Source organism: Enterobacter sp. PTB (genome assembly GCF_051130085.1).
GTDB lineage: Bacteria > Pseudomonadota > Gammaproteobacteria > Enterobacterales > Enterobacteriaceae > Enterobacter > Enterobacter ludwigii.
Genome location: NZ_JBDKEE010000002.1, coordinates 164,614 through 188,452, shown reverse-complemented (window position 1 = coordinate 188,452; position 23,839 = coordinate 164,614). Strand labels below are relative to the sequence as shown.

Below are 23,839 nucleotides of genomic sequence, written 5' to 3'. Positions count from 1 at the left end.
GACCTAACAGATTAACCCCTTGCGGGAGAGGCTACTTTTTCTCATCCCCGATGCGTCTGTCAATCCTCTCCTGCATGTAGGCATAAAACGGGTTCGACGTCACCCGCATTAACGCGTCTTTGCCTACGCTCAGCACGGAGGTTTCCCCCCACAGCGCAATCGTGCCGAGGCTAATGCCATACCGGTTTTTCTCCGCAGGATGTCGGCCATAGAGATCGTCATCAGGCGGGAACGGCACGGCGACATGCGACAGTGAATAGACCTCCTGCGGCCAGGACATCGCCAGCGGTACCGCGGTCTCATCGGTGCGTCCCGCCGGGGTTATTTTCGCCACCGCGGCGAAACTGTCCGCGCTGGCATTGGTAATAATCGTGACACCGTAACGCCTTTTCGTCACAGGCAGTAACTCAGAGGTCGCCGCCCACGACGACGGTTTAAAGAGAGGACGGAAGCTGGCGGCCTGATTGATATCAAATACAACCAGCTCGCTGCCGTTCGCCGGAAGCAGGTCAAATAAGCCGGTGACCACGGCGCGGGTGCTGACCGTTGAATCCATCACCGACTGGAATGCGAGTACCGGCGGCAGCTGGTCCAGTCTGTGCTCCCGGGCATCCCGCCCCATTTGCTCCTGCAGGGCCTGGGTCAAGAGCCATGACTGGCGCGCCGCATTGACCGGGAAGGAATTGTATTTATACGGGTTATATTCCGGCGAGATGTTTAACCATGCCGCTTTGGCAAACGGCGGTAACATCGCCGGCAATCCGGCCAATCCTGCAAACCGGGCGAACGCCGTGACGCCAATCATTGGCGAGAGCAGAATGAGCTGTTGCGGTTTGCGAAGCGCAGGCGTGTCCAGCGCATCAAGGGCATATTTCATCGCCAGCGCCCCACCGTTGGAGTAACCCACCAGATGCAGGGGAACATTGTCTCCCGCCAGCCGCGTGGCTTCACGCACGGCAAGGCGCGTCGCTGCCAGCCACCTCTCCCAGTCAACGTCCGTCAGCGCGCCGGGCGCGGTGCCGTGTCCGGGCAGGCGTGGGACCACCGCCACAAAACCGTGCTGCTGATAATCACGGGCAAGATGCCGGACGCTGTAAGGCGAATCTGTTAGCCCGTGCAGCAACACCACCGCGCCGCGTGGCGTTCCGGCAGGCATCAGCACAAAGGAGCGGTTGGCATCGGGTGAAAATTTACCGGGCCAAACCAGGCTCTGACGGTAGTAGCGGTTTAACGGCGTGCGCTCCTCACCCTGGGTTTTGCGCGTTACCGCATTATCCAGATCGGTGAAAATGGCGTTTTCCCGGGCGACATACTGGGCAAAACTCGCCTTATCGATCTCGCGTACGGACATCTCATTTGCCCGCCAGGTATGCCAGAGATGCAGTTCCGGCCCCTGCTGCGAGAGATAAACCCGAACCGCGAGCAGGACGATCAGTACCACTCCTGCGATCATCGCCATTTTCTTTGCGAGCGCCATCAGGCGCACGCTGATACGCCAGGGCAAGTTCGCCATGCCGGGATCCCTTTCATATTTACGTTGTCTCTATCTTATCAAAAATGTGAAGACGCTGACGTATTCACGAAATTCATACCTCCCCGCTCAGCCAGTGCACCAAAAGTGAACTACGCTGCACAAATGTTGATCATTGGTTAACTAAATATTGCATGAAGTTTGCAGCACAGAGGCGTCCCGTCTCTCTGTGGACATGGCACGCGTCATGCATTGTTAATCAAATAACACAAACCTGATGACTGACAGCCTGTTAACAGCGAGGCGGTATGACGACGAAACCCGAGGTGTTGAGCCGTATTGAAGCCACGTTCAGCCAGCTGACCCCCAGCGAGAAGCGGGTGGCGAGCTGGTTGCTGGCGCATGCCGCACAGATCCCGTTTGAAACGGCTGAAAGCGTGGGTCTGGCGACCGGCACCAGCGGGATTACCGTGGGACGCTTTCTGCGAAAACTCGGCTACCGCAATCTGGAAGATGCCAAAAAGAGCCTGCGCGACCCGCATCAACCCTGGGGTATGAACGAGCGGCTGGACTCCTGGCAGCAGCAGTCCCCTCTGCCCAACCGCCTTCAGCACTCTCTGTCGCTGGAGGTGGATGCCATCACTCAGGTTTATCAGTTGGCGCACACCGACGCATTTCGCCAGGTGGTTCATCAGCTTGCCCACGCGGATGCGGTTTTTGTGCTGGGGATCCAGTCGACACGTGGGATAGCCAACGCCTTCTTCAGTCATCTTGAGTACCTTCGCCCGCGCGTCAGCTACGCCGAAGGCGCGTCCGGCAGCTGGGTTGAATCCCTGAACTCCGGTTTCGCCCACCCCTATGTGGTGCTGACCGATACCCGCACCTATTCCACCATTGCGCGGCAGTACTGTCGGGTCGCGAGCGAAAAAGGTATTTCGCTGGCCCTGATCACCGATATCTGGTGCCCGTGGGCGCGGGATTACCCGCTTGATTTACTGCAGGTGAAAACCGAAACCGGCCATTTCTGGGATTCGCTGGCACCTGTGAGCTGTCTGTTCAACCTGCTGCTGTCAGGTGTCGTGGAAGCGCTGGGTGATGCCCTTCCACAGCGGCTGGCGGTAAACCGGCAATTACAACAAGAGTTTGGTCAATTCGAACGCTAAAGGAGCGGAGCTATGCCCCCAGAGAGTGAACTGATCGATGTGGCGAAGACCTTCCCTGCGCTGCATATCGATCTGAAATACGCCACAGCCGACAACATCACGGGTCGTCCGATTTATCAGGAGGCGCTGTGCCTGCTGCATACCGATGCGGCCACCGCGCTGGCGAAAGCCATCAGCATCGCCGCACTGGCCGGGCTGAAGCTGGTGGTCTACGACGCTTATCGCCCGCAGGAGGCGCAGGCTCAGTTGTGGGATGCCTGCCCGAACCCGGAATACGTGGTTGATGTGGCGATTGGTTCCAACCACAGCCGCGGGACGGCCATCGACGTTACGCTGATGGACGAACAGAACACCGTGCTGGATATGGGGGCCGGTTTTGACGAAATGCACGACCGCTCGCATGCCTGGCACCCGTCCGTGCCGCCGCACGCGCAGCGCAATCGCCTGCTGCTTAACGCCATCATGTCCGGTGGCGGCTTTGTGGGGATCAGCAGCGAATGGTGGCACTTCGAGCTGCCGAACGCGGCCAGCTATCCCCTGCTTGACGATCGTTTTGCCTGTTTCCCGTTGACGCACACCCCTCTTTAAAACTGGAGCACTGCCATGAAAACAACGCTTCTTACTACCCTGATCGCCGCCTCGCTGGCACTCAGCGCCCCGGTTGCGCTGGCTGCCGTCCCGAAAGATATGCTGGTGATCGGAAAAGCGGCCGACCCGCAAACGCTCGACCCGGCGGTGACCATTGATAACAACGACTGGACGGTGACTTACCCCGCCTATCAGCGTCTGGTGAAGTACAAGCCAGGCTCCACCGAGGTGGAGGGCGACCTGTCAACGGGCTGGAAGGCGTCAGCGGATCAGAAAGAGTGGACCTTTACCCTTACCGATAACGCAAAATTCGCCGATGGCACGCCGGTTACTGCCGAGGCGGTAAAACTCTCCTTTGAACGTCTGCTGAAGCTTAGCCAGGGGCCGTCTGAAGCGTTCCCGAAAGATCTCAAAATTGATGCGGTCGATCCGCACACGGTGAAATTCACCCTCAGCCAGCCGTTTGCCCCGTTCCTCTACACCCTGGCCAACGACGGTGCGTCGATCGTTAACCCGGCGGTGTTAAAGGCGAACGCTGCCGATGATGCACGCGGTTATTTAGCGCAAAACACCGCCGGCTCCGGGCCATTCATGCTGAAAAGCTGGCAGAAAGGTCAGCAGCTGGTGCTCGTTCCGAATCCACACTGGGCGGGTGAGAAGCCGCACTTCAAGCGCGTTTCGGTGAAAATTATTGGTGAAAGCGCTTCACGCCGCCTGCAGCTTTCCCGTGGCGATCTGGATATCGCCGATTCACTGCCCGTCGATCAGCTTTCAGCCCTTAAGCAAGAAGGCAAAGTGGCGGTGGCGGAATATCCGTCCCTGCGCGTGACCTATCTTTATCTGAATAACAGCAAAGCCCCGCTCAATCAGGTGGATTTACGTCGGGCTGTCTCCTGGGCAACGGATTATCAGGGGATGGTGAAAGGCATCCTGAGCGGCAATGGTAAACAGATGCGCGGCCCGATACCGGACGGCATGTGGGGGTTTGACGCCACGGCAATGCAGTACAGCTTTGACGAGGCCAAAGCCAAAGCCGCGCTGGAGAAAGTCAAAGACAAGCCAGCAAGCCTGACATTCCTCTATTCAGACAACGACCCCAACTGGGAGCCGATCGCCCTGTCCACGCAGGCGAGCCTCGGCAAGATCGGCATCAACGTGAAGCTGGAAAAACTGGCTAACGCCACCATGCGCGATCGTGTCGGGAAAGGTGACTATGACATCGCTATTGGCAACTGGAGCCCGGACTTTGCCGACCCGTACATGTTCATGAACTACTGGTTTGAGTCGGACAAAAAAGGGTTGCCGGGTAACCGCTCGTTTTACGAGAACAAAGAGGTCGACGCCCTGCTGAAGGCGGCCCTGAAAACCACCGATCAGGCGGAGCGTACCCACGATTACCAGCAGGCGCAGAAGGTGGTGATCGACGAGGCGGCCTACGTGTATCTGTTCCAGAAGAACTACCAGCTGGCGATGAACAAAGAGGTGAAAGGCTTCACCTTTAATCCAATGCTGGAGCAGGTCTTTAACATCGCCACCATGAGTAAATAACGGTTCTCGCCGGGGGAAAGTGTATGACGTTCTGGAGCATTGTGCGCCAGCGCTGCTGGGGGTTAATCCTGGTGGTGGCCGGTGTCTGTATCATCACCTTTATTATTTCACACCTGATCCCCGGCGATCCGGCCCGCCTGCTGGCCGGAGACCGCGCCAGCGACGACATTGTGCAAGGTATCCGCCAGCAGCTGGGGCTGGATCAACCGTTGTATATCCAGTTTGGTCGCTATGTGGATGCGCTGGCCCATGGCGATTTAGGCACCTCTATCCGCACCGGGCGACCGGTTGCGGAAGATTTGAAGGCCTTTTTCCCGGCCACCCTGGAGCTGGCTTTTTGTTCCCTGCTGCTGGCGCTGGTTATCGGCGTGCCGCTGGGGATTTTATCGGCGGTCTACCGTGACCGCTGGCTGGATCATCTGGTGCGCTTAATGGCGATGACGGGCATTTCAACGCCCGCATTCTGGCTTGGGTTGGGAGTGATTGTCCTCTTCTACGGGCATCTGCAACTTCTGCCGGGCGGCGGAAGGCTTGACGACTGGCTCGATCCGCCGACGCGCGTTACCGGCTTTTATCTGGTGGATGCGCTGCTGGAAGGCAACGGGGAGGTCTTTTTCAATGCCCTGCAGCATCTGATTTTACCTTCGATGACGCTGGCATTTGTTCATCTCGGCATTGTGGCGCGTCAGGTTCGCTCGGCCATGCTGGAGCAGCTCAGTGAAGATTACATACGAACCGCACGCGCCAGCGGATTGCCCGGCTGGTACATCGTGCTGCGCTATGCCCTGCCCAATGCGATGATCCCGTCAATTACCGTGCTTGGACTGGCACTGGGCGATCTGCTGTATGGCGCAGTCCTCACCGAAACCGTCTTTGCCTGGCCGGGAATGGGCGCCTGGGTCGTCACCTCTATTCAGGCGCTCGATTTCCCTGCCGTCATGGGCTTCGCGGTAGTAGTCTCACTGGCCTATGTGCTGGTTAATCTGGTGGTCGATCTGCTCTATCTGTGGGTTGACCCGCGAATCGGGCGCGGAGGTGCCGAATGATGTTGACTCAGGAAACGCCCGTCCCGGTTAAAACAGCGAAAGCAGGCATCAACTGGGCAAAACTGTTCTGGATGCTGCGTAAAAGTCCCCTCACGCTGATTGGCGCCGCGATCATGATCCTGATGCTCCTGCTGATGGTGACATCACCGTGGATTGTGCCGCATGACCCCAATGCGCTGGATTTGACCGCGCGTCTGCAGGCTCCGTCTGCCGAACACTGGTTTGGCACCGACGAGGTTGGCCGCGATCTGTTCAGCCGGGTGCTCGCCGGCAGCCAGCAGTCGATCAGCGCGGGGCTGGCCGTCGTGGTGATTGCGGGTGGTATTGGCTCGCTGCTGGGCTGTTTGTCTGGCGTGCTGGGCGGGCGCGGCGACGCCATTATTATGCGCATTATGGACGTGATGCTCTCCATTCCCTCGCTGGTGCTGACCATGGCGCTGGCGGCGGCGCTGGGGCCGAGCCTGTTTAACGCAATGCTCGCCATCGCGATTGTACGTATTCCGTTTTACGTGCGTCTGGCACGCGGGCAAACCCTTGTCGTGCGCCAGTTTACCTATGTTCAGGCGGCCCGCACCTTCGGCGCATCACGCTGGCATTTAATCAGCTGGCATATTCTGCGCAACGCCCTGCCGCCGCTGATTGTGCAGGCTTCGCTGGATATTGGCAGCGCCATTCTGATGGCCGCCACGCTGGGCTTTATCGGTCTGGGCGCACAGCAACCCACCGCCGAATGGGGCGCGATGGTTGCCGTAGGGCGCAACTATGTACTTGACCAGTGGTGGTATTGCGCTTTTCCTGGCGCGGCCATTTTGATTACCGCCGTGGGCTTTAATCTTTTTGGTGACGGCATCCGCGACCTGCTGGATCCGAAATCAGGAGGGAAACAGTCATGACCGACTCTGTTTTAACCATCGAGGATTTACATCTGAGTTTCCCGATATACCGCGGTGAGGTTCATGCGCTGAACCACGTCTCGCTGGAGATTAAACGGGGTGAGATTGTCGGCGTAGTGGGCGAGTCGGGGTCGGGGAAGTCGGTTACCGCCATGCTCGCCATGCGCCTGTTGCCGGAAGGCAGCTACCGAATTCATCACGGTCAGGTGACATTGCTGGGAGAAGATGTTCTGACCGCATCGGAAAAACAGCTTCGCCAGTGGCGCGGGGCAAAAGTGGCGATGATTTTTCAGGAGCCCATGACCGCCCTGAACCCAACGCGGCGGATTGGTAAGCAAATGGTGGAGGTGATCCGCCAGCATCAGCCGCTCGACCGTCGCGCGGCGCAGCAAAAAGCGATTGCCCTGCTGGAGGAGATGCAAATCCCGGACGCGAAAGCGGTGATGGCGCGTTATCCGTTTGAACTCTCCGGCGGCATGCGTCAGCGGGTGATGATCGCCCTTGCCTTCTCCTGCGAGCCTGAACTTATCATCGCCGACGAGCCGACCACGGCGCTGGATGTGACCGTGCAGCTGCAGGTCCTGCGTCTGCTGAAGCACAAGGCGCGGGCCAGCGGAACCTCGGTACTGTTTATCAGCCACGATATGGCCGTGGTTTCCCAGCTCTGTGACCGGATGTATGTGATGTACGCGGGAAGCGTAATTGAGAGCGGTGCCACGCAAACGCTGATCCACCATCCCGTTCATCCCTACTCCATAGGTCTGCTGCAATGTGCACCTGAAAACGGTGCGCCGCGCGAGTTGCTTCCGGCCATTCCCGGCACGGTGCCTAATCTCAGCCAGCTTCCTCAAGGCTGCGCGTTCCGCGAGCGCTGCTTTGCCGCCGGGACGAAATGCGGTGAGGCACCGCGCTTGCTTCCTAATGGTGCAGAGGGCCAGATGGCTGCCTGCTGGTACCCGCAACGGGAGAAACACCATGTCTGACATTTTGCTTGAACTGGATAGCGTGCATGTCAACTTTCCCGCGCGCAAAAACTGGCTGGGCCGCGTCACGGAACAGGTGCATGCCCTCAATGGGCTGGACCTGCAGATCCGTCGCGGCGAAACGCTGGGCATTGTTGGGGAATCCGGCTGCGGGAAAAGCACGCTGGCACAGCTATTGATGGGCATGCTCAGGCCCAGCACCGGCGACTATCAGCGGACGCATCACGCGGGCGGCATGCAGATGGTTTTTCAGGACCCGCTCTCTTCCCTCGACCCGCGTTTACCGGTGTGGCGCATCATCACCGAGCCGGTGTGGGTGCAAAAACGCAGCAGTGAACGCGAACGGCGCCAGCTTGCAGAGACGCTGGCGATGCAGGTGGGTATTCGTGCGGAATATCTTGACCGGTTACCGCATGCCTTTTCAGGCGGGCAGCGCCAGCGCATTGCTATCGCCCGGGCGCTGTCGTCCAATCCAGACATCATCGTGCTCGACGAACCCACCAGCGCGCTGGATATTTCCGTGCAGGCGCAAATCCTCAACCTGCTGGTAAAACTGCAGCAGGAACGGAACCTCACCTATGTGTTGATCTCACATAACGTCTCGGTGGTCAGACACATGAGCGATCGTGTGGCGGTGATGTATCTGGGCCAGATCGTGGAACTGGGAACCACCGATCAGGTGCTTGTCAGGCCGCGCCATCCCTACACCCGGCTGCTGCTTGATTCCGTTCCCAGAACCGGTGAACCGCTGGATGAAAACCTGGCGCTGCGTAAAACAGAGCTTCCTGGCAATCGTCACCTTCCCACCGGCTGTTTTTTCCGGGACCGCTGTCCGCAGGCAGCGCAAGGGTGCGAGCGCCCGCAGTCGCTACAGCCTTCAGTTGAGGGCTGTAGCGTGCGCTGCTGGCGCAATCTGAGCTAATAGCCACGCAGGGTGGCGCTGTTTCACGTTTAAATTTGCGCCATTCCACCGTCGACAAACAGTTCGGTGGCGTTGATAAAGCTTGCTGCATCTGAGGCCAGAAACGCCACCGCTTTCCCCACTTCCCCCGGCGCGCCTAAGCGTCCCAGCGGCACCTGGGCGGCCAGCGCGTCATACAGCCCCTGACGATGTTCTTCTGGCACCAGGTCACCCAGCCCTGGGGTTTTGATGGGCCCCGGGCTCACCACGTTGACGCGAATACCGCGCCCCTGCAAATCCAGCGCCCACGAACGGGCAAAGTTGCGCACGGCGGCTTTACTGGCGCTGTATACGCTAAAGTTTGCGGTTCCTTTAATGGACACCGTGGATCCGGTCAGAATGATCGACGATCCGGCAGATAACAGCGGTAACGCTTTTTGCACGGTGAACAGTACACCGCGAACATTGGTCGCAAAAATGCGTTCAAACTGCTCTTCAGTGATAGCGCCTAACGGCAGCATGTCGCCACCACCCGCATTGGCGAACAGAATATCCAGACGCCCTTCGTCTTTTGCAATCTGCGCATAGACTTTATCGAGGTCGGAAAGTTGAGAGACGTCCGCACGGATGCCGACCGCCGCGGTGGCAATTTGTGCAACGGCAGCGTCCAGCTCCGCCTGACGACGTCCGGTGATATAAACCTTCGCGCCCTGGGCCGCCAGTTCCTGCGCGGTGGCGAGACCGATACCTGTGCTACCGCCCGTAACCAGGGCAATTTTACCTGCGAGAGACGTATTCATACTATTCACCTTTAATCATGTTTTCAGGATGCCCGCAAAAACGGTTGAAGAGGTTTTCGCTTGCGTTGAATAAACTCTATCGGTTGCAGGATTAATGAAAAAACGGGCAAAAATGAAAATCACTATTCACAGGTGGAAATAATCCGGAGTACGAATGGACCAGCTCATGGCAATGCGCGCATTTACGCGGGTGGTGGAAACCGGAAGTTTTACGCGTGCGGCTGATTCTCTGAATATGCCTATCGCCACCCTGAGCAAGCTGGTGAAATCGCTCGAAGCGCACCTGGAGATCCGGCTTTTACATCGCACAACACGACGGGTAGTCACCACACCGGAGGGTGCCGGGTACTATGAAAAAGCGCTCAGGGTGCTGATTGATATTGAAGATATCGATACGTCGTTTCGCGTTTCTCGCGCGACGCCGAAAGGCCATCTGCGCGTGGATGTGGGCGGTTCAACTGCGCGCGACGTGCTGATCCCCCTGCTGCCGGATTTTATGCAGCGTTACCCGGAAATACGCATCGACCTTGGCGTGGCCGACCGGCCCGTGGATTTGATCAGCGGTAACGTTGACTGCGTGATCCGCGGCGGCCCTCTGGACGACTCCTCCCTTATTGCCCGTCATCTGGGCGACGCTGAAATGGTCACCTGCGCGACGTCCGATTATTTAAAACATCATGGCGTACCGGCCTACCCGCGGGAGCTGTGCAATGGCCATAAGCTGATTAGCTACCTTTCTCCCGTCACCGGTCGGGCGTTCCCGTTTCGCTTCAGGGAAAAGGGAGAAAGGCTGGAGATAAGCGTTCCGCACTTCCTTGGGGTGAATGAAAGCAACGCTCATCTGGCGGCGGTGGTGGCAGGTTTAGGCATTATTCAGACGTTTCAGTATTCGGCAAAAAGGCATTTACAGGCGGGGTCGTTAACTGAAATTCTTAGCGACTGGCGACCTGACGCTTATCCGTTTCATGTGGTTTATCCGCAGAACCGGCATCTGACACATCGACTGAGAGTGTTTATCGCCTGGCTGGCAGAGGTGTTTCCTGACGCGCTGAAGGGATAGCCGGAGCAAAATACGGATAAACTTTATAGTCCATGAAAATCCGGTGCTAATGCATTTATTTCTATCCTTTAATTCAGCGTTTTTTTATTGACCTGGTGCGGATAATGGGTTGATATCTACCCAAAAATCAAACGTTAAGGATGACGTTATGGCTGTATTGCCACAAATGCCGAGTGGAGGCACAAGGTTAATTGATAGCAATATGCGTGAAGCTAGCACGCATGGCGCAGGGCGGAATATGGCGCTACCGCAAACCTATTACTGGTTCTATCAACAGGTCAAAAATCGTGGCCCGTGGGATTACAAACAGCAACGCCGTGACCTGGCTAATTTTGGTAATTTTAATTATGGGGCCACCGGGTTTGCAGCAGGGATACCAGAAGCAACCTTGTATATGGGCGCGGGTTTTGCACAAAGCCGGGCGGGAACGTCGAAGCCGCAATGAGGAACATGGTACGGTGAGTTACCTTACGGGGATGACCCTCATGACCAGTTTTGGATTAAACAGGGAATAGATTATGCCAAACAGCACGGTTATTAAGTGGCTGCACAGAGCGCTAACTGCCGCGCTGCTGGTTTTTGTAGGGTTTCAGTATTTTGCAAACCAGTCACCGGATGATGACCTTTACTCACAACAACAAATTACACCCGAGGTCTATTTGTACGTTACAAAGTACAAAGGCGGGGGTGCGACGGTTTCAGATGTTTATCGCTATTACCTGGACACAAAACTGCAGGATAATCTGTTGGAGCACCTGAAGAAACGCTCACCCTTTATGGTAGCTGACACTGGCGACGCCAAAATCTCTGGCTACGGCTCTCACGTCAATGTAAACCTCACCGGGCGTGTTTATTCGTTTACGAATTCAGATCTCTTTTACGCAGGTAATGTGGCCATCATGCCCATTATCAGCCTTAACGCAACCGGCACGCGTTAAGGTTCTTTTTGCTACCCCAAATACACCTATCCTCATGCGCACAGCTGCGCGCATGAGGGCTTTTAATGAGCTTTGGTTTAATTGAGCGTGTAATCCAGCGTGATTTCCGCGTTCAACAGCTGGGAAACCGGGCAGCCGGCTTTCGCTTTCTGAATAACGCCATCGAACTGCTGAGGGTCAATGCCAGGGACAGTAACCTTGCTCTGCAGTGCGACCTTCGTAATGGCGAAACCGCCCTCTTTTTTATCCAGTGACACGTCTGCGGTGGTATCAATGGAATCGGCGGTGTAGCCTGCTTCACCCAGCATCAGCGACAGTGCCATCGAAAAACAGGCTGCGTGTGCGGCACCAATCAGTTCTTCCGGGTTGGTCCCTTTTTCGCCTTCAAAACGGGTGTTGAAGCCGTAAGGCTGTTGATTGAGAACGCCGCTCTCGGTAGAAACAGTTCCTTTTCCGCGTTTAATATCGCCAGACCAGTGTGCTGAACCGTGCTTATGAATTGTCATTCTTGCTCTCCTTTTGGCTTACAAAGGGTTAAGTATAGACCAGAGATCTGACGCGTCCTGGAACACAGAGTATTCTGGTTGGCGCTGATTCGATACATCACTTCGAACCATCAAAAGGGAAAGGCCTATGATGCTAAACACCAGGCTTGTCGTGGCACTGACCACGCTCGCCGTGACGCTCCCCCTCTTTGCCAGCACGCCGGAGAATTTTATCTATACCAGCTCGGGCGACCTTGATGCCGCCGCCGCGTTTATCGCCCGTCGTGATATCGGTGGCGCGCAGATTGTTTATAACTGGCGTGCACTGGAGCCTGAGAAAGACAGATATGACTTCTCACCCATAGAGCGAGACCTGGCGCGCCTGAAGGCCAGCGATAAAAAGCTGTTTATTCAAATTCAGGATCGCTTCTTCGAAAAAGATGCCCGGTATGTCCCTGATTATCTGATGGCAGACACGAAGTACAGCGGCGGTATTTCTCCGCAGTTTGACAACCCTGGTGAAGGGAAACCAACAGGTTCAGGCTGGGTAGCCCGGCAGTGGGATCCTGCCGTGCGTGAACGGTATCAGGCCTTACTGGCAGCCCTGGCGAAGCGTTTTGATGGCCAGGTTTACGGTGTGAACTTACCGGAAACCGCGATTGACCTTGATGAGAAAAAGCCGCCGACAGGATTTTCGTGCGACAACTATTTTGCCGGAGAAATGGAAAACCTCGCCTTTGCGCGAAAGGTTTTCACGCAATCCCATGTCGTACAATATGTGAACTTCTGGCCGTGTGAATGGAACAATGACCATAATTACATGGGGCGGCTGTTTGAATACGCCAGTGCCCATAATATCGGGCTTGGCGGACCGGATATTGTTCCCAACCGCAAGGCGCAAATGAAAAACGCCTATCCGTTCTTTAACCAGTATAAAAACAAACTGCCGCTGGTCGCCATGGCCGTTCAGGAGCCCACGCTCACCTACCGAAACCCGGCTACCGGCAAGCCCTTCACCAAAGATGAATTTGTTCAGTTCGCAGAAGCGTATCTCGGCGCAGATATTATTTTCTGGAGCACGACGTCGCCCTGGCTGACGACGAAATAAGCCACAGGCTCACTGCGCGGGCATCAGTTCAGATGCCCTGCAATTTCATCAAGAAAGACGCGCAGGGCCGCAGGCTGATATTCCCGCGACTGGTAAATCCCGTGAATGGCGAGCGGCTTAGGGACTAAGTCTGTTAGCACCGGGACCAGCAGCCCTTGCTCGAGCGCCCCTTGCGCTTCGTGCTCGGGCAGCATTGCAATACCGCAATGTTTAACCGCCGCGTCCATCAACAACGACGAGATGCTGGCGCTAAGATTGCCGCTCACCGCGACGCTCACGCTTTCGCCTTCCAGCGTCACAAAATGCCACGACTGACCCGCAAAGAAGCTGTAATGCAGACAATTGTGCTGCGCCAAATCCTCAGGCGTCACGGGCGTGCCGTGCTGCGCAAGATAGTCCGGCGAGGCGCAAAGCACCGAACGGCACTCGCCCAGCCTGCGGGCAATCATCCCCGGCTCCGGGTTATCGGTAATTCGCACGGCTACGTCAATACGCTCGCCCACCAGACTCACGGGATGGTTATTCACATCCAGTTCAATTCTGAGCTGCGGATAACGCGCCAGCAGCCCGGGCAGTACCGGCGCAATCATGTGCATGGCGGTAAAGTGCGCGCAGGCTACCCGTAAGGTGCCGGAAGGTAAATCTTTCTCCGACTGGCCTTCAATCTCCTGCGACAGTTGCGAAAGGGTACGCGTTTTCTGCAGTACCTTTTCCCCTGCTGCGGTCAGCGTCAGCTTACGCGTTGAGCGGTTCACCAGGCGGGTCCCCGCCCACTTCTCCATCTGCTCAAGATAACGGCTTACCATGGGCCGGGAAATGCCCAGCGCACGGGCTGCGGCACTCAAACTTCCCAGCTCGCAAATCCGGTTATAGACCTGTGCGGCAATAACGCGATCCATATAACGCTCCATTTGCTCGATTTATGAAACTAAGCATGTCTTGTTTCAGGAATTCTGGCAAATGTAGAGTTCGGTACAATAGGGTCTTTCCTGATAAAAAGAGACATGATGATGAAGCTCACTCGCCTTGCACTGCTATGCACCCTCTTCACGCCGGCGGTCTTTGCCGCACCGTTGACCATTGATACCTGGAACCCGCAGGAGAAAGGCATTTTTGCGGTCTCGTCGACGCTGGTGTCCGGCCCGAAAGAGGCCGTCCTGTTTGACGCGCAGTTCAGCGTGAAAGACGGTGAAGCACTGGTGGAGAAAATTCGCCGCAGCGGTAAAACCCTGAACAAGATTGTGATCACCTCCGGCGATCCGGACTTCTACTTTGGTCTGCAGCCGCTGGTTAAAGCGTTCCCGAATGCGAAAGTCGTGGCGACTCAGCAGGTGGTTGACCATATCAAGGCCACCAAAGATGCCAAGCTGGCCTTCTGGGGCCCACAGATGAAAGACGGCGCGCCAACTACGCTGATCGTTCCCCAAGTGCTGACCTCCACCACGTTTATGGTTGATGGTGAGAAAATCGATATTGAACAGCCAGACAGCTACGCGGCCTATGTCTGGATCCCATCAGCGAAGACGATTCTTGGCGGCACGGGCGTTTCATGGGGCATCCATCTGTGGACGGCCGATACCCAGACCCGCGCACGTCGCCAGCAGTGGCAGGACACGCTGGAAAACATGGCGGCGCACAAACCTGAGCGCGTGATCCCGGGTCACTATCTGGGGACGCCACCGTCAGGTACCGGCGCTATCGATTTTACCCGTGAATATCTGCAGCGGTTCGAGCAGACGCTGGCTAATCACAAAGATTCTGCTGGCGTCATTAGCGCCATGAAAAAAGCGTATCCGGGCCTGGCCGAAGAGAGCTCGCTGGAATTAAGTGCGAAAGTGAATACCGGCGAAATGAAATGGTAAATTAATCTCTGCTCCTGCTATTTTCTCGGATAGCAGGAGCGGCATCAAAATATTCCCCCTGGTCCCCTGTCATTATTTCTCCATTTCTAAAAGTGTCTAAAAGCATGTACTTATGTCATTTTTATTTCTAAGATGAATCTTAGACACAGCAAGGGAAATATTTGCCATTCTGTTTGTGAATTACATTTTTTGCGAGCCGTACCATTACACAGACAACGACACGGAGGCAGCATGTTTACTTATTATCCGGCAAATACTGCAGCAGCACAACCTGAACTCGTTAACGCGATCGCACAGGGTCTTCACGCCGAACATGGTGCTGTGACTGAAGATGACATTTTGATGGAACTGACCAAATGGGTGGAATCCACAGACAATGACATCCTCAGTGACATCTACCAACAGACCATTAACTACGTGGTCAGTGGACAGAATGCCTCTTTGTAAAAACCTGCTAAGCTGGATCTGCAACCTAAGGGGTTACATTTCGTTTGCGTAAGCAAACTTGTCCTTAAAACTATCAACAGGATTGAGGAGTAAAGATGAAATCGAACCGTCAGGCACGCCATATTCTGGGACTGAGCTACAAGCTTTCTAACCAACGTAAAGTGGTGATTGAGGGCGACAGTGAAACGCAAGTCACCCATGCCACCGGCAGAAAACGCCACGCTGGCAAGTAAGTTCCAGTAAGAGATCCTGAACACCATCGGCAAAACCGATGGTGTTTTTGTTTATGTGTTGCGGTAATTAACATTTAGCTCCTTTATAATACCGCCTGACCGCACCCCACCGCACAGGCCAGAAAGATGACAAACAGCAGTGTCAGGGACGGATCTTCAAAAAAAAGAGTGAGTGACATGGACAACAAACTGAAAAAACATCGTTCCTTATATATCCCTTATGCCGGTCCGGTTTTACTGGAATTCCCCCTGCTCAATAAAGGCAGCGCCTTCAGCATGGAAGAGCGCAGCAGCTTCAACCTGCTTGGTCTGCTGCCCGAAGTGGTGGAAACCATTGAAGAACAGGCTGAACGTGCGTGGATCCAGTATCAGGGTTTCAAGACTGAAATCGACAAGCACATCTACCTGCGTAATATTCAGGACACCAATGAAACCCTCTTCTATCGCCTGGTTCAGAACCACCTCGAAGAGATGATGCCGGTGATCTACACCCCAACGGTGGGTGCGGCGTGTGAACGTTTCTCTGAGATCTACCGTCGCTCCCGCGGCGTATTCATCTCTTATCAGAACCGTCACAATATGGACGATATTCTGCAGAACGTGCCGAACCACAACATCAAGGTCATTGTTGTGACCGACGGGGAACGTATTCTCGGCCTCGGGGATCAGGGCATTGGCGGAATGGGGATCCCAATCGGTAAGCTCTCCCTGTACACCGCCTGTGGGGGTATCAGCCCGGCGTACACCCTGCCGGTAGTGCTGGATGTGGGTACCAACAACCAGCAGCTGCTCAACGATCCGCTGTACATGGGCTGGCGTCATCCGCGCATTACCGACGATGAGTATTATCAGTTTGTTGATGATTTTATCCAGGCCGTTAAGGCACGCTGGCCGAACGTGCTGCTGCAGTTTGAAGACTTTGCGCAGAAGAACGCCATGCCGCTGCTGAATCGCTACCGCGATGACATCTGCTCATTCAACGACGACATTCAGGGCACCGCCGCCGTGACCGTTGGGACGCTGATCGCCGCCAGCCGTGCGGCAGGCAGCCAGTTGAGCTACCAGAAAATCGTCTTCCTGGGCGCAGGCTCTGCGGGCTGCGGTATTGCCGAGCAGATTATTGCTCAGACGCAGCGCGAGGGCTTGAGTGAAGAACTGGCCCGTTCCCGCGTCTATATGGTTGACCGTTTCGGCCTGCTGACCGACGGTATGCCTAACCTCCTGCCGTTCCAGACCCGACTGGTTCAGAAACGCGAGAATCTGAAAAACTGGGATACCGACAACGAGGTGCTCTCCCTGCTGGACGTGGTGCGCAACGTGAAGCCGGACATTCTTATCGGCGTTTCCGGGCAAACCGGTCTCTTCACCGAAGAGATTATTCGCGAAATGCACAAGCACTGTGAACGCCCTATCGTGATGCCGCTCTCTAACCCGACTTCCCGTGTAGAAGCAACGCCGCAGGACATCATCGCCTGGACCGAAGGTAACGCACTGGTGGCAACCGGCAGTCCGTTCGACCCGGTGGTGTGGAAGGATAAAACCTATCCGATCGCGCAGTGCAACAACTCCTACATCTTCCCGGGGATTGGTCTGGGGGTTATCGCGTCCGGTGCGTCACGCATTACCGATGAAATGCTGATGTCAGCCAGCGAAACCCTGGCGAAACACTCACCGCTGGTGAATAACGGTGAAGGCCTGGTGTTGCCAGAGCTGAAAGACATTCATAAGGTGTCCCGCGCGATCGCTTTCGCAGTAGGAAAAATGGCACAGCAGCAAGGCGTGGCGGTGAAAACCTCCGCCGATGCGCTGCAGCAGGCCATTGACGACAACTTCTGGATGCCGGAATACCGCAGCTATCGCAGAACGTCTATCTAAAGAACAGGCCGGGTCAGGCAATCATGCCTCCCGGCCTGCCATTCTGCCCGCGCTTGCCGGGCCGTAAAATCCCCGCTACACTGCCTTCATCCATTAAACTACTGAATATATAAGGAGGCCAATTATGCTGTACTGTGAAATTTTCAATGTTTCACATACATTTGGTGATCGCACCAGCTCAAGCGTTATCGGTATCGTGCTGCGATAACTTCTGCTTGAGCGAAGACACCAACCCCTGAAATCCCTTCTCTCGGGCTTACTGAGTTATCGTCAGCGATGTTTGACGAGGCATAAACATGCCTGTAACTCTTGGGTAAGCAACAATGAGCACTTTACTCACTGCACAATCTCTACGTGTTGATACGGCGTTTGGTACGCTCTTCGACTCGCTCTCCTTTACGCTGAAAAAAGGCGATCGCATCGGTCTGCTGGGCGACAACGGCTGCGGTAAAAGTACGTTGCTGAAGGTGCTGGACGGTACGGACACGCCTGCCGCCGGAACGGTCGCGCTGGCCGGGCACTGCATCATGGCGCGCGTAGAACAACATCTGCCGGACGGGATTTACCCCCTGAGCATGCTGGATGCCGTGCTGGCACAACTGCCTGCAGCTGAACGCGAGAGCCTGCGCTGGAAAGCGGAAACGCTGCTGGCGAGTATGGGCTTTACGCCGCAGGACTGGACATTAACCTCGGCAACATTGAGCGGCGGGCAACATACGCGTCTGCTGCTGGCGCGGGCTTTGATTAATGCGCCGGACCTGCTGCTGCTGGATGAACCGAGTAACCACCTCGATTTACCCACCATGCTCTGGCTGGAGCAGTTTTTACAGGCCTGGTCAGGCAGCTTTGTGCTGGTTTCACATGACAGGCAGCTGCTGGATGCCGTGACCAACGGCAGCTGGATCCTGCGCGATAAGATGCTGCATTACTTTGCCCTTCCCTGCACCGCCGCACGCAAAGCGCTGGATGCGAAAGACGAAAGTGATGCGCAGCGCCACAAGGCAGAACAAAAGGAGATCGACCGCGTCGCGGCCAGCGCAAAAAGACTGGCGACCTGGGGCAAAGTCTACGACAACGAAGACCTGGCCCGCAAAGCGAAACAGATGGAAAAGCAGGTTGAACGGCTGAAAGAGAGCCAGACGGAGATCACGGCGGGAAGTCAGTGGACATTAACCCTGCGCGGCGACGCGCTACGGGCCGATCGTCTGCTTGAGCTGGAAAACCTCGCGGTGCCGCCGGCTCCCGGGCTGCCTGCGCTGTTTAACATTGACATCGCGCGTCTCAAAAGCGGCGACCGCGTGGCCATCGTTGGACGTAACGGCTGTGGTAAATCATCCCTGATGAAGCTGATCTGGCGGCATTTTCGCGGCGAGCAGGCTGACGATGGGCTGAAACTCCATCCACGCGTATCGCCTGGCTATTATGACCAGACGCTGAACCAGCTCCCGGACGATGCATCGCTGTTTGATGCACTGGAGCCGTTTGCACCCGATCCGCAGAATCGCAAGATGGCCCTGATCGGTGCCGGCTTTGCGTGGCCACGTCACGGTCAGAAAGTCAGTACGCTCAGCGGTGGAGAACGCTCTCGCCTGCTGTTTGTTGGCCTGACGTTAGCGCGCTATAGCCTGCTGATGCTGGATGAACCGACCAACCATCTGGACATGGAAGGCAAAGAGGCGCTGACAGAAACCCTGCAGCAATTTGAAGGTGGCGTGCTGCTGGTCAGCCATGACCGTCAATTAATCAGCCAAAGCTGCAACCGTTTCTGGCTGATTGAGGACGGCAGGTTGAGTGAATGGCATGACGCCGAAGCGGTCTTTGAACGGCTGCGTGAAAGTGCAGGCCTGATAACATCGCCGTGTTCACCGAAACAACAGCACGATCGCCCTTCGCAGTTTGACGACCTGCTTGAACGGCTGATCGCGCTGGAGACATTGCTGGAGGAAGACCTGGCTCGCAAACCGAAGCACCAGAAGCCGCAGTTGCAGGCGCAATGGCGCCAGGAGATTGAGGCGATAGAAGCAAAACTGTAAGTCCGCGCCCGGCGAGCGTCTCGCCGGGCCGCTCTGCCCCTGAACGCCCCCCTGATTATTAGAGGATCGCTGTATTCTTAATCCGAAATCGAATCAAATGATGACATTATGTTGCTGCCACCTTGCATTAACGCGCCTAAGTATTAATCCTTAAGAAGTAGTACACCTGCTATGCAGAATCTCATCATGAACAAGGAGAAACATATGAAGGCTGCTGTTGTCACTCAGGATCATCAGGTCAATGTCACCGAAAAATCATTACGTCCGCTTAAGCATGGAGAAGCCCTGCTGAAGATGGAATGCTGCGGCGTATGTCATACCGATCTTCACGTGAAGAACGGTGATTTCGGCGATAAGACCGGGGTGATCCTGGGTCACGAAGGAATAGGGATCGTTAAAGAGATTGGCCCAGGCGTCAACTCGCTGAAAATTGGCGACCGTGCGAGCGTGGCATGGTTTTTTGAAGGCTGTGGACACTGCGAATACTGTAATACCGGCAACGAAACCCTGTGCCGGGATGTGAAAAACGCGGGTTATTCCGTTGACGGTGGGATGGCTGAAGAGTGCATCGTGACCGCCGATTATGCGGTAAAAGTGCCGGACGGTCTGGATTCCGCAGCGGCGAGCAGCATCACCTGCGCGGGGGTCACCACCTACAAAGCGGTAAAAGTGTCCCACATTAAGCCGGGCCAGTGGATTGCGATTTACGGTCTTGGTGGTCTGGGTAACCTTGCGCTGCAGTACGCTAAAAACGTGTTCAACGCCAAGGTCATCGCCATTGATGTGAACGATGAACAGCTGAAACTGGCCGCGAGCATGGGGGCAGATTTAACCATTAACTCTCGCAGCGAAGATGCAGCGAAAATTGTTCAGGAGAAAACCGGAGGCGCACATGCCGCGGTGGTAACTGCCGTGGCAAAAGCAGCCTTCAACTCAGCGGTGGATGCCGTGCGTGCGGGTGGCCGCGTGGTCGCCGTGGGCCTGCCGCCGGAAGCGATGAGCCTGGATATTCCACGCCTGGTTCTGGACGGCATTCAGGTCGTCGGTTCGCTGGTGGGAACCCGTCAGGACCTGATGGAGGCATTCCAGTTTGCAGCAGAGGGCAAAGTGGTGCCAAAAGTGACAATGCGTCCGCTGGAAGATATCAATGCCATCTTTAAAGAGATGGAGCAGGGTCAAATCCGCGGTCGTATGGTGATTGATTTACGCTCTTAATCGCCGGTTGCCGGGGGGCGGTTTTGCCTTACCCGGCATTTCACTACGACGATCGCCGGTCAGAAATCCACTCCTGAACCTCAATCTGAAAGGTATCCGGCGCTTTGCGGTACATCTTGCGCGCCAGATCGAGAATGGTATGTCGCGCTAACTCCTCTTCCATCCGTTGCTGTGCGCTGTCCATGACCGAACGTACGCCACACGGGCCATTGCACACCCAGGCAGGAGGCGTTTCATTAAACACCGCCAGCCGCTGACGCACCTCGCGACACTCAAACATGTTCTTCTCACCGTCAATGGCGTGCGCCACATCCAGTACGGTGATCAACTCAGCCGGGCGCGCCAGTTTAAACCCGCCGCCCTTACCTTCCGTGCTGCTCACCAGCCCGGCACGTGACAAACGGGTGAAGATTTTTCCCAGGTAATCATACGGCACACCCTGCAGGGCGGCCATTTCCCGGACGCTCATCTCACGCTCATTGCCTTTTGCATCCACCATGCACATCAGGCTGTGAATGCCGTATTCCACACCGGAACTGTAAAACGCCATGGTTAACTCCGAAGTTATTTATCTGGGTCATTATAACGGCGTTATTGCCCACAATCACAACTACCCTCCCCTTTTTCATTAACATGCTGATTTTATGCAGCATTAAAATTTAACTCAGAAAGAAGTTGTCTCAGTTAACTGCGACAAGTATAGTTGCAGTTATGTCAGGTATACAGCGTGATGATCAAAAGGATCGAAGATGAAGAAGCAGATTTTAATTGTGGGCAGTGGTTTTTCCGGCATGTGGGCTGCAGTCAGTGCCGCGCGTCTGAATGCGCTGGAGGGCAATAACAGCCTGAAGATCGCCGTGCTGGCACCCGCCCCCGAGTTGCGTGTTCGCCCGCGCTTCTATGAAGAGAACGTGACGTCGCTGGTCTCGCCGCTGACCGGACTGTTCGCTGAACTGGGTATTGATTTTATCGCCGGTAAAGCAGAATTCATTGATATAAAAGGGAAAAGTGTTTCCTATCGTGATGCGAATGGCGTAACTGCCGCAGTGAGTTACGAGCGGTTAGTGCTGGCCACCGGCAGTCAGAGCAAGCGTCCACCGATTGCCGGGCTGGCTGAGTACGCCTTTGATATCGATCAGCTTGAATCCGCACAGACCTTTGAGCAGCATCTTGACTCCCTGGTCTCGCGCCCTTCCACCGCTGCGCGCAATACCGTGGTTATCTGTGGCGGCGGTTTTACCGGCATTGAACTGGCAACCGAGCTTCCTGCCCGACTGCGCGCTCGCTTCGGTGATGATACGGCGACAAGAGTTATCGTAGTTGAAAGGGGTCATGTCATTGGCGGACGATACAGTGAAGCATTGCGTAACACCATTGAAGACGCGAGCCAGGAACTGGGGATTGAGTGGCGTCTGAACAGTGAAATTGAGGCCATCGATGCGAACGGCGTAACGCTGAAAAACGGCGAACGTATCCCCGCTGCAACCGTAGTCTGGACGGCAGGCGTTGAAGCAAACCCGCTTGGACAACAGATTAACGGCGAACGCGATAACCAGGGGCGTCTGAAAGTGACAGAAACGCTGCAGGTTCCGGCTCATCCGGACGTGTACGCGACGGGAGATATGGCCTACGCCAGAACGGACGAGATGGGGAACACGGCGCTAATGACCTGCCAGCACGCGATCCAGTTGGGTAAATTTGCCGGCCACAACGCGGCAGCCAGCCTGTTGAATCGCACGCCTTATCCTTACCGCCAGGTTAACTACGTGACCTGTCTGGACCTGGGTGCCTGGGGTGCCGTTTACACTGAAGGGTGGGACCAGGCCGTCAAATCGGTGCGTGATGACGCAAAGAAAATCAAAATCGCCATCACCAATGAACTTATCTACCCGCCAGCAGCGGACAAAGCCGTGGCGTTTGCCGCTGCCGATCCGTTGGCGAAATTTGTCTAGCGCCCTTCTACCGCGCCTTACCGGCGCGGTTCAACGTGCGGAAGCGAGCGAACCGGCGTCTGCCTTTCTGGCCCGAAGGTGCGCGTAGATCAGCAGTGAACTCATGGCTGAGAAAGAGAGCACAGCCGCTGGCAGCGTGACATAGCTCCAGCTAAAGCCTAGCGTGATCATCATCCCGCCAAAATACGCCCCTATCGCACTGCCGAGGTTAAATGCCATCTGCCCGCCTGCGGCACCCAACATCTCACCGCCCTTCGCATTTTGCAGGAGAAGAATTTGCAGCGGCGCAGAGAGTGCAAACAGCCCGGCGCAGCAGATAAAGCCCATCACCAGCGACGCCGTTTTATGTTCCCCAAAAGCGAACAGCAACAGCAGTGACGCGACAATGACCATGTCGGTGGTGGCGGCAATACGCAGCGGACTGAAGCGACCCGATAATTTCCCGCTCAGGAGATTACCTAACACCATACCCAGCCCCATCAGCATCATGATGACCGTCATGACGCCTTCGGAGAAGCCAGAGACGTTGACCATAAACGGTTTGACGAAGCTGAACCACGCAAACACGCCAGCATTGCCAAACATGGTGGCGGCAAAAATCAGCCACGGCTCCGGTTTTTTCAGAAAGGAAAATTGCGCGGTCAATTTGATTTCGGAGCGATCATGGATGTGCGGCACCCAGACCAGTACCGAGATGATCACCAGAGCATCAAACAGGGCAATCAGGAAAAAGGTATAGCGCCAGCTGAATTCATGACCCAGCCAGGTGCCCAGCGGTACGCCCACCAGATTGGCAACCGTCATGCCGGCTATCATGCCCGCCACGGCGACCGTCACCTTCCCCGGAGGCGCAATTCTCGAGAGAATAATCGCCCCGACGCCAAAAATGGCGCCGTGCGGAAAACCGGAAATCAGCCGCCCTATCGCCAGCCAGGCATACGACGTTGAAAAGGTAAAAATCGCATTACCGACGGCGCACAGCACCACCAGAAACAACAGCGTGGATTTTAACGAGAACTTGCCTGAGAACAGCGCCACAATCGGGGCACCAATCACCACACCAAAGGCGTAAAACGAAATCATATTCCCGGCGGCGGGAATTGAAATTCCGGTGTCATGGGCCAGTTCAGTTAATACGCCCATAATGCCAAATTCAGCCATTCCCAGGCCAAACGTGCCAAGTGCCAACGAAAAAATTGTCTTTTTCATACCACAACCACTGGTTAACAACGCGCGAC

General features: G+C 55.7%; 24 protein-coding genes. 18 read left to right on the top strand and 6 right to left on the bottom strand.

The features are described from left to right. Nucleotides 1-31: 31 nt before the first annotated feature. Entirely contained in the window at nucleotides 32-1,513 is a 1,482-nt protein-coding gene (locus tag AAIR21_RS03040) for an alpha/beta hydrolase (protein ID WP_183516344.1), read from the bottom strand. Nucleotides 1,514-1,779: 266 nt separating this feature from the next. Between AAIR21_RS03040 and AAIR21_RS03035 the strand changes: the two genes are divergently transcribed. The 7 genes from AAIR21_RS03035 to AAIR21_RS03005 are packed head-to-tail and all read left to right on the top strand — an operon-like array spanning nucleotide 1,780 to nucleotide 8,614. Further along, on the top strand, nucleotides 1,780-2,634 hold the full coding sequence (locus AAIR21_RS03035; RefSeq protein ID WP_025204147.1) for a MurR/RpiR family transcriptional regulator: 855 nt from the start codon (nucleotides 1,780-1,782) through the stop codon (nucleotides 2,632-2,634). Between the two features lie 12 nt (nucleotides 2,635-2,646). Continuing rightward, nucleotides 2,647-3,222 (top strand): D-alanyl-D-alanine dipeptidase, encoded by a 576-nt coding sequence (gene ddpX / locus AAIR21_RS03030; protein ID WP_014170160.1) that lies wholly within the window; start codon nucleotides 2,647-2,649, stop codon nucleotides 3,220-3,222. Nucleotides 3,223-3,237: 15 nt separating this feature from the next. After that, entirely contained in the window at nucleotides 3,238-4,770 is a 1,533-nt protein-coding gene (locus AAIR21_RS03025; RefSeq protein WP_020884092.1) for an ABC transporter substrate-binding protein, read from the top strand. 23 nt (nucleotides 4,771-4,793) lie between these two features. After that, complete coding sequence (locus AAIR21_RS03020) at nucleotides 4,794-5,816, top strand: ABC transporter permease (RefSeq protein WP_014170162.1); 1,023 nt, start codon at nucleotides 4,794-4,796, stop codon at nucleotides 5,814-5,816. After that, on the top strand, nucleotides 5,813-6,709 hold the full coding sequence (gene ddpC, locus AAIR21_RS03015; protein ID WP_020884090.1) for a D,D-dipeptide ABC transporter permease: 897 nt from the start codon (nucleotides 5,813-5,815) through the stop codon (nucleotides 6,707-6,709). The genes AAIR21_RS03020 and ddpC overlap by 4 nt, the downstream gene beginning before the upstream one ends. Continuing rightward, nucleotides 6,706-7,692: an ABC transporter ATP-binding protein gene (locus AAIR21_RS03010; protein ID WP_020884089.1), complete on the top strand. Its 987-nt coding sequence runs from the start codon at nucleotides 6,706-6,708 to the stop codon at nucleotides 7,690-7,692. The genes ddpC and AAIR21_RS03010 overlap by 4 nt, the downstream gene beginning before the upstream one ends. Then, nucleotides 7,685-8,614 (top strand): oligopeptide/dipeptide ABC transporter ATP-binding protein, encoded by a 930-nt coding sequence (locus tag AAIR21_RS03005; RefSeq protein WP_044867223.1) that lies wholly within the window; start codon nucleotides 7,685-7,687, stop codon nucleotides 8,612-8,614. The genes AAIR21_RS03010 and AAIR21_RS03005 overlap by 8 nt, the downstream gene beginning before the upstream one ends. Before the next feature lie 29 nt (nucleotides 8,615-8,643). Here AAIR21_RS03005 and AAIR21_RS03000 read toward each other — a convergent pair whose 3' ends face one another. Beyond that, complete coding sequence (locus AAIR21_RS03000) at nucleotides 8,644-9,393, bottom strand: SDR family NAD(P)-dependent oxidoreductase (protein ID WP_183516343.1); 750 nt, start codon at nucleotides 9,391-9,393, stop codon at nucleotides 8,644-8,646. 154 nt (nucleotides 9,394-9,547) lie between these two features. On the opposite strand from AAIR21_RS03000, the gene AAIR21_RS02995 reads away from it, so the two are divergent. The 3 genes from AAIR21_RS02995 to AAIR21_RS02985 all read left to right on the top strand — a co-directional run bounded on the left by AAIR21_RS02995 (nucleotide 9,548) and on the right by AAIR21_RS02985 (nucleotide 11,391). Further along, nucleotides 9,548-10,453 (top strand): LysR family transcriptional regulator, encoded by a 906-nt coding sequence (locus AAIR21_RS02995; RefSeq protein WP_183516342.1) that lies wholly within the window; start codon nucleotides 9,548-9,550, stop codon nucleotides 10,451-10,453. Nucleotides 10,454-10,601: 148 nt separating this feature from the next. Continuing rightward, the gene (locus AAIR21_RS02990) at nucleotides 10,602-10,898 is read left to right on the top strand and encodes a polymorphic toxin type 44 domain-containing protein (protein WP_230391351.1); all 297 of its coding nucleotides are present in this window, start codon (nucleotides 10,602-10,604) and stop codon (nucleotides 10,896-10,898) included. A 73-nt stretch (nucleotides 10,899-10,971) separates the two neighbouring features. Then, a complete protein-coding gene (locus AAIR21_RS02985; protein ID WP_183516341.1) occupies nucleotides 10,972-11,391 on the top strand; it encodes a hypothetical protein in 420 nt (139 codons plus the stop codon). A gap of 77 nt (nucleotides 11,392-11,468) precedes the next feature. Here the strand turns inward: AAIR21_RS02985 and AAIR21_RS02980 are convergent, their stop codons facing one another. Beyond that, the gene (locus tag AAIR21_RS02980) at nucleotides 11,469-11,897 is read right to left on the bottom strand and encodes an OsmC family protein (protein ID WP_014170171.1); all 429 of its coding nucleotides are present in this window, start codon (nucleotides 11,895-11,897) and stop codon (nucleotides 11,469-11,471) included. A gap of 127 nt (nucleotides 11,898-12,024) precedes the next feature. Between AAIR21_RS02980 and AAIR21_RS02975 the strand changes: the two genes are divergently transcribed. After that, nucleotides 12,025-12,984, top strand: a complete 960-nt coding sequence (locus tag AAIR21_RS02975; RefSeq protein ID WP_068794656.1) for a hypothetical protein — start codon at nucleotides 12,025-12,027, stop codon at nucleotides 12,982-12,984. Nucleotides 12,985-13,007: 23 nt separating this feature from the next. Here AAIR21_RS02975 and AAIR21_RS02970 read toward each other — a convergent pair whose 3' ends face one another. Next, complete coding sequence (locus AAIR21_RS02970; protein ID WP_020884082.1) at nucleotides 13,008-13,883, bottom strand: LysR family transcriptional regulator; 876 nt, start codon at nucleotides 13,881-13,883, stop codon at nucleotides 13,008-13,010. Nucleotides 13,884-13,994: 111 nt separating this feature from the next. Between AAIR21_RS02970 and AAIR21_RS02965 the strand changes: the two genes are divergently transcribed. The 6 genes from AAIR21_RS02965 (at nucleotide 13,995) to adhP (ending at nucleotide 20,649) form a co-directional block, all read left to right on the top strand. Continuing rightward, a complete protein-coding gene (locus AAIR21_RS02965; RefSeq protein ID WP_025204138.1) occupies nucleotides 13,995-14,846 on the top strand; it encodes a Vmh family MBL fold metallo-hydrolase in 852 nt (283 codons plus the stop codon). A gap of 231 nt (nucleotides 14,847-15,077) precedes the next feature. Beyond that, nucleotides 15,078-15,293, top strand: coding sequence for a biofilm-dependent modulation protein (gene bdm, locus AAIR21_RS02960; RefSeq protein WP_020884080.1), 216 nt, complete (start codon nucleotides 15,078-15,080; stop codon nucleotides 15,291-15,293). A 95-nt stretch (nucleotides 15,294-15,388) separates the two neighbouring features. After that, nucleotides 15,389-15,526, top strand: a complete 138-nt coding sequence (gene sra, locus AAIR21_RS02955; RefSeq protein WP_183516340.1) for a stationary-phase-induced ribosome-associated protein — start codon at nucleotides 15,389-15,391, stop codon at nucleotides 15,524-15,526. A 177-nt stretch (nucleotides 15,527-15,703) separates the two neighbouring features. Continuing rightward, nucleotides 15,704-17,401, top strand: a complete 1,698-nt coding sequence (locus tag AAIR21_RS02950; RefSeq protein ID WP_020884079.1) for an NAD-dependent malic enzyme — start codon at nucleotides 15,704-15,706, stop codon at nucleotides 17,399-17,401. A 323-nt stretch (nucleotides 17,402-17,724) separates the two neighbouring features. Further along, complete coding sequence (locus AAIR21_RS02945) at nucleotides 17,725-19,434, top strand: ABC-F family ATP-binding cassette domain-containing protein (RefSeq protein ID WP_020884078.1); 1,710 nt, start codon at nucleotides 17,725-17,727, stop codon at nucleotides 19,432-19,434. A 204-nt stretch (nucleotides 19,435-19,638) separates the two neighbouring features. After that, nucleotides 19,639-20,649: an alcohol dehydrogenase AdhP gene (adhP, locus tag AAIR21_RS02940; protein ID WP_020884077.1), complete on the top strand. Its 1,011-nt coding sequence runs from the start codon at nucleotides 19,639-19,641 to the stop codon at nucleotides 20,647-20,649. Between the two features lie 43 nt (nucleotides 20,650-20,692). On the opposite strand, the gene AAIR21_RS02935 is transcribed toward adhP, so the two are convergent. Further along, the gene (locus tag AAIR21_RS02935) at nucleotides 20,693-21,199 is read right to left on the bottom strand and encodes an RrF2 family transcriptional regulator (protein ID WP_014170178.1); all 507 of its coding nucleotides are present in this window, start codon (nucleotides 21,197-21,199) and stop codon (nucleotides 20,693-20,695) included. Nucleotides 21,200-21,398: 199 nt separating this feature from the next. Here AAIR21_RS02935 and AAIR21_RS02930 point away from each other — a divergent pair, with 199 nt between their 5' ends. Next, nucleotides 21,399-22,601, top strand: coding sequence for an NAD(P)/FAD-dependent oxidoreductase (locus AAIR21_RS02930; protein WP_183516339.1), 1,203 nt, complete (start codon nucleotides 21,399-21,401; stop codon nucleotides 22,599-22,601). Between the two features lie 30 nt (nucleotides 22,602-22,631). Here the strand turns inward: AAIR21_RS02930 and araJ are convergent, their stop codons facing one another. Beyond that, complete coding sequence (gene araJ / locus AAIR21_RS02925; RefSeq protein WP_040017569.1) at nucleotides 22,632-23,810, bottom strand: MFS transporter AraJ; 1,179 nt, start codon at nucleotides 23,808-23,810, stop codon at nucleotides 22,632-22,634. Nucleotides 23,811-23,839 lie beyond the last annotated feature (29 nt).